Raw genomic sequence first — 5,939 nt, 5'->3', positions numbered from 1 at the left:
GGACGGCGGGCAGCTTCAGCTCGGCCCGGTCGTAGGTGAGCAGGCCGTTCAGCTCGTCCTCGACGTCGGAGAGCTGGGTGTAGACGGTGGCGCTCAGGCCCTGGCGGATGGCCGGGACGATCTGCTCCTCGTGCAGCCGGACGAACGCCGCGCCCAGCTCGTCGGCGGTGCGGTAACGCCGGTAGCCGAACTCCTTCTCGCCCCAGGTGTGGCCCTCGACGGCCAGGCTGTAGCCACCGTACTCGGTCAGGGCCAGGACGCGGCCGTCCGGGCGGGGCGGGCGGAAGCGGCGGAAGTAGACGTGCAGGCTGAGCAGGTCGCCCGCGCCCTGGTCGTGCCAGCCGCTGGCGTGGTCGATCGTGCGGGTGGGGTCCAGGCGGGCCAGCTCGCCGGCGATCCGCGCGGCGTCGAACTGGCCCCAGCCCTCGTTGAACGGCACCCAGACCGCCAGGCCGACCACGTTGCGCAGGTGCTCGACGGTCTCGCGCAGCTCGGCCTCGAACGCGGCCCGCCCGGCGGCGTCGGCCCGTCCGAAGCGGTGGTGGCGGCGGTCGTCCAGGCGCAGCGGCAGCAGCGCGGGGGTGGTGACGACCAGCGGCCGGTAGGTCTCGCCGCCGTTGACCAGGTCCTGCCAGACGAGCATGCCGAGCCGGTCGCAGTGGTGGTACCAGCGCAGCGGCTCGATCTTGATGTGCTTGCGCAGCATGGTGAAGCCGAGCTGCTTCATCATGACGATGTCGTCGACCATGGCCTCGTCCGAGGGCGGCGTGTAGAGGCCGTCGGGCCAGTAGCCCTGGTCGAGGATGCCGGCGTGGAAGTACGGCCGGCCGTTCAGCAGCAGCCGGGGCACGCCGTCGGCGTCGGGGCCGACGGAGAAGGAGCGCATGCCGACGTAGCCGCGGACGCGGTCCTCGCCGAGCGAGACGCGCACGTCGTACAGGAAGGGGTCCTCGGGGCTCCACGGGCGCGCGCCGGGCAGCGGGACGCGCACCGGCCGCCCGGCGGGGACAGTGGCGCGGGCCGCCACCCGCCCGCCGGCGAGGATCTCGACCTCGGCCTCGCCGCCCGCGGCGTGCACGGTCACCTCGACGCACTCCTCGGCGAGCACGGGCGTCAGCGTGAGCCGTTCCACGTGCCGATCCGGCACGCGCTCGGCCCAGACGGTCTGCCAGATGCCCGACTGGGCGGTGTACCAGATGCCGCCGCGGCGCAGCCGCTGCTTGCCGCGCGACTGCCGGCCGGTGTCGCTGTCGTCCTGGACGGCCACGTCGAGGGTGTTGGCGCCCTCGGTCAGCGCGTCGGTGACGTCGAAGGAGAACGGCAGGTAGCCGCCGCTGTGGCCGCCCACCTCGACGTCGTTGACCCACACCCGGCAGGTCTGGTCGACGGCGCCGAAGTGCAGGAGCACCCGCCCGCCCGCGGGCCCGGCGGGCGGCTCGAACGTGCGGCGGTACCACAGGGTCTGCCCCGGCAGCAGCTGCCGGCCGACGCCGGACAGCGGCGCCTCCGGCGAGTACGGCACGAGGATGTCGCCGTCGTACGACCCGGGCCGCGAGCCGTCGTTGATCGCGTACCGCCAGCGGCCGTTGAGGTTGACGTAGCTGTCGCGGACGAGCTGGGGCCGGGGGTACTCCGGCAGCGGAATCGGGTCGCCGGTCACGAGAGCCACACCGCCGTGTCGGCGGGCAGGGCGGCGCCGTCCAGGGGGCCGCTGGCCAGCAGGACGTCGTGGTGCGGGGGCAGCGGCACCGCGTCCGGGCCGAAGTTGACCATGAGCGTGAAGCCGGGCTCGCGGGTGAGGGCCAGCACGCCGGGCGGCGCGTCGAGCCAGGTGAGGTCGCCGTCGCCGAGCGCGGGATGCTCGCGGCGCAGGGCGATGGCGGCGCGGTGGAGGTTGAGGGTGGAGCCGGGGTCGTCGCGCTGGGCGGCGACGGTGAGGTGCGCCCAGTCGGCCGGCTGGGGCAGCCAGGTGCCGCCCGGCCCGAACCCGTACGGCGCGGACGTGCCCGACCAGGGCAGCGGCACGCGGCAGCCGTCCCTGCCGATGAAGGCGCGGCCGGTGCGCTCGAACATGGGGTCCTGCCGCGCCTGCGCCGGCATGTCGAGGTATTCGGGCAGGCCGAGCTCGTCGCCCTGGTAGAGGTAGGCGGCGCCGGGCAGGGCGAGCAGCAGCAGCGTGGCGGCGCGGGCGCGCCTGAGGCCGAGCTCGCGGTCCACGGCGACCTTGCCGAGCAGCACGTCGGCGGTGGGGGCGCGGACGAGGTCCTGGTCGATGCCGAACCTGGTCGCCATCCGCGGCACGTCGTGGTTGCCCAGCACCCAGGGGATCGAGCCGCCCGTCTCGCGGGCCAGCCGGTGGGACTCCTCGATCACCGCGCGGAACTCCCCGGCCGACCACGGCAGGGGCATCAGGCGGAAGTTGAACAGCTGGGCCAGGCCGTCGCCGGTGAGGTAGGGCCGGGCCTGGGCGGGGTCGGCGAACCAGATCTCGGCCACCGTGCCGCGCGGCCCGGGATAGGCGGCCAGGATCTTGCGCCAGGACCGGTACAGCTCCAGCAGCTCGGGCTGGTGCTCGTACGGCACCGCGGACCGTCCGGGCGCCAGCGGCGCGCCCTGGCTGCCGGGGACGACGTCGGGCAGGCCGTCCTCCTTGAACAGCATGGCGGCGACGTCGATGCGGAACCCGGACACGCCGCGGTCCAGCCAGAACCGCAGCACGTCCTCGAACATGGCGGTGACGCCGGGGTGCCGCCAGTTCCAGTCGGGCTGGGCGGAGTCGAACAGGTGCAGGTACCACTGGCCGTCGGGGGCCTGGGTCCAGGCGGGGCCGCCGAACATGGACTGCCAGTTGTTGGGCTCGTCGCGGAAGACGAACCAGTCGCGCTCGGGGCTGCCGGGGCCGGCCGCCAGCGCCTGCTGGAAGCGCGGGTGGGCGGCGGAGCAGTGGTTGGGCACGATGTCGACGATGACCTTGATGTCCCGGGCGGTGGCCGCGGCCACGTAGGCGTCGAAGTCGGCCAGCGTGCCGTAGCGGGGGTCCACGTCGGTGTAGTCGGCGACGTCGTAGCCGCCGTCGGCCAGCGGCGAGGGGTAGAACGGGCTCAGCCAGACGGCGTCCACGCCCAGGTCGGCCAGGTGGTCCAGGCGGGCCAGCGCGCCGGGCAGGTCGCCCTGGCCGTCGCCGTCGGCGTCGGCGAAGCTGCGGGGGTAGATCTGGTAGACGACGGCCTCGCGCCACCAGGCGTCGCCGTCGAAGGCTGCGAGACCGTCGGACACTGCTTTATCGGACACTGCGGATTCTCCAGATGAGGCAGGCGCCGAGCGCGGCGAAGGCCGCCGCGACGGCGTACATGAGCGGGTAGCCGCCCGCGGAGGTGACCAGGGGCGCGGCGATGACCGGCCCGAACGTGCCGGAGGCGGAGTTGGCCAGGCTGACGATCCCGAGGTCCTTGCCTCGGTCGGCGTCGGCGGGCAGGAGCTGGGTGACCATGGCCTGGTCCACGGCGGCGAACATGCCGTAGCCCGCGCCGAGCAGGACGCTGGCGGCGATCGCGGCGGGCCAGCTGGTCAGGAAGGTCAGCACGAGCCCGGAGGCGGCCATCGTGAGCCCGCCGACGAAGACGGCCGTGCGGCGGTTGCCGAACCGGTCCGACAACCAGCCCGCGACCAGGGTGGGCGCGACGCTGCTCAGCGTGAAGACCGCGACCAGCACCACGACGCCCTGCTCGACGGTGGAGCCGGGGAAGAGCGCCTCGTAGCCGACGCCGTCGCGCAGGTAGTACTGCAGGTAGCCGATGGCCATGGCGAGGGTGAGAGTGATCAGGAAGCGGCTCAGCCAGGCCCAGGCGAAGTCGGGGTGCTTGCGCGGGCTCACCTTGAAGCTGCGCAGCAGCGAGCGCAGGCCGAACGGCGGCAGGTCGGCCGGCGCGCTCGCGGGCTCCTTGGTGAACAGGCTGAACGGCAGCACCAGCAGCAGCACCAGGACGGCCATCGCGACGAACCCGGCCTGCGAGCCGGTCGCCACGACGGTGACCACGACGCCGCCCAGCAGCGGCCCGGCGAGCTGGCCCACGCCCGCCAGCGCCGAGGCCTTGCCGCGCTGGCTGATCGGCACCTGGTCGGGCACGGTGGCGATGGCGGTGGCGAGGGCGGCGGTGAAGGCGAGCTGGGCGACCGCCCAGCCGACGACCAGCCCGGCCAGGGAGTCCTGGCGGGACAGGAAGACCAGGGACGCGGCGCAGACCAGCGCGCCGCCCGCGATCCAGGGGCGGCGCCGGCCCATCCGGGCACGGGTGCGGTCGGACAGGGCTCCGAACAGCGGGTTGGCCACGATCGTGCAGACGGCGGCGACGGCGAAGACCACCGCCAGCGACGCCTCCTTGTGCTGCGGATCGATGCGCGCCACGTGGGAGGGGAGCAGGATCTGGTTTCCGACGGTCATCGCCATGATGACCCCCATCTGGGCCAGCGCCAGCAGGGACATCCAGCCCGCGGAGACCCGTCTGTCGGGCGCGAGGCGCGTTTCGGCCATGCAGGTCCTCCCTGGGGGGAACGGGGGAACGTGAGAGGATGTCACGTTAGAACATGACGGGTCGTTATGTTAAGACTTGTTCGTGGAGAACCCCGGCATCCGACGCCGACCGGTCCAGCGGCGCAGCATCGACAGGGTCGAACGCATCCTCGACGCCTGCGCCCGCCTGCTGGACGAGGTCGGCCTGGACGCCCTGACGATCTCCGACGTCGCCAGGAGCGCCGGCGTGCCCTCCGGCACGATCTACCAGTTCTTCGACGGCAAGCCGGGCATGCTGCGCGAGCTGGCGCTGCGCAACCTGGAGGTGCTGCTGGCCCGGCTGCGGGCCAGGGTCGCCGAGGAGCCGCCGCTGACCTGGCCGCGGGCGGCGGAGCTGGTGCTGGCCGAGACGGTGGAGATGCGCAGGAGCGTGCCGGGCTTCACCGTGGTCGACTTCGCCGACACCCGGCCGGGCGGCCCGTCGTTCCTGCCCGCCGGACGGGTGCGGGAGAGCGGGGACGTGCTGGCCGAGCGGCTCTACCACTTCGCGCTGGAGGAGGCGGGGCTGCCGGCGCTGCCCGATCCGTACCGGGTGATGCGGCTGGCGATCCAGTGCACGGCGGCGGTGTTGCACCTGACGTTCTCCGCGACGCCGCAGGGCGATCCGGCCATGATCGAGCAAGGACGCAGGTTGCTGCGGGCCTACTTCGTGGACGTGGCCTCAGAAACATTCCGGTAACAAGGATTGACCGTTCAAAACCGGACGAACTACCGTCTTCCACATTCTATAGAAAGCAGAATGCTGGAGGCGGTGCATGGACGCGACGGCACGCGCGGCGATCGTCACCGACGTCGCAGGAGCGGTGGAGGTGCGCGAGTACGGCCTGCCGCAGCCCGGTCCGGGAGAGTTCGTCCTGGAGGTCGAGCTGTGCGGCATGTGCGGCACGGACGCCCACATCTACCGGGGCCGGCTGGCCAGCGTGCGTTTCCCCGCGCTGCTCGGGCACGAGATCGTCGGCCGGCTGGCCGCGCTCGGCGACGGCGTCGCGACCGACCACGCGGGACGGCCGGTGGCCGTCGGCGACCGGGTGGGCGTCTTCCCGTCGCTGAGCTGCGGCCGGTGCTTCGAATGCCAGGTGCGCCGCAGGCCGGGCAGCTGCCCGGACCGGCGGCCGTCCTACGGGTTCGCCTCCCCCGCCGACCGGCCGCCGTACCTGACCGGCGGCTTCGCCACCCACCTGTACGCCTCGAACGCGGGAACGGTGTTCTACCGGACCGATCTGCCCGCCGAGGTCGCCGTGCTGCAGGAGCCGCTGTCGGTGGCCCTGCACGGTGTGGAACGTTCCGCGATCCGGATCGGCTCCACCGTCGTGGTCCAGGGGGTCGGCGCGATCGGCCTGATGGCCGTGGTCGCCGGCCGCGCCGCCGG

General features: G+C 73.3%; 5 protein-coding genes. 2 read left to right on the top strand and 3 right to left on the bottom strand.

The genetic code is table 11. The features are described from left to right. The 3 genes from ACWCSD_RS46200 to ACWCSD_RS46190 form a co-directional block, all read right to left on the bottom strand. On the bottom strand, window positions 1-1,660 hold a 1,660-nt coding region (locus tag ACWCSD_RS46200), incomplete at its 3' end, for a glycoside hydrolase family 2 protein (protein ID WP_449925069.1). After that, window positions 1,657-3,276, bottom strand: coding sequence for an alpha-amylase family glycosyl hydrolase (locus tag ACWCSD_RS46195; protein ID WP_449925066.1), 1,620 nt, complete (start codon window positions 3,274-3,276; stop codon window positions 1,657-1,659). The genes ACWCSD_RS46200 and ACWCSD_RS46195, both read right to left, overlap by 4 nt. A 4-nt stretch (window positions 3,277-3,280) precedes the next feature. Further along, window positions 3,281-4,531: an MFS transporter gene (locus ACWCSD_RS46190; RefSeq protein WP_449925063.1), complete on the bottom strand. Its 1,251-nt coding sequence runs from the start codon at window positions 4,529-4,531 to the stop codon at window positions 3,281-3,283. An 82-nt stretch (window positions 4,532-4,613) separates the two neighbouring features. Here ACWCSD_RS46190 and ACWCSD_RS46185 point away from each other — a divergent pair, with 82 nt between their 5' ends. Together ACWCSD_RS46185 and ACWCSD_RS46180 are read left to right on the top strand one after the other, a co-directional pair. Continuing rightward, on the top strand, window positions 4,614-5,249 hold the full coding sequence (locus ACWCSD_RS46185; RefSeq protein ID WP_387675587.1) for a TetR/AcrR family transcriptional regulator: 636 nt from the start codon (window positions 4,614-4,616) through the stop codon (window positions 5,247-5,249). 76 nt (window positions 5,250-5,325) lie between these two features. Then, a partial coding sequence (locus ACWCSD_RS46180) for a zinc-dependent alcohol dehydrogenase (protein ID WP_449925060.1) occupies window positions 5,326-5,939 on the top strand: 614 nt, incomplete at its 3' end.

The sequence above is a fragment of the Nonomuraea sp. NPDC001684 genome (assembly GCF_053596515.1).
The sequence above is the reverse complement of the archived record's forward strand: the minus strand, read 5'-3'. Positions and strand labels throughout refer to the sequence as shown.

Bases quoted from the DNA above. Each gene is read 5' to 3' on its own strand.
- ACWCSD_RS46190 (WP_449925063.1), bottom strand. From the start codon at position 4,531: ATGGCCGAAACGCGCCTCGCGCCCGACAGACGGGTCTCCGCGGGCTGG.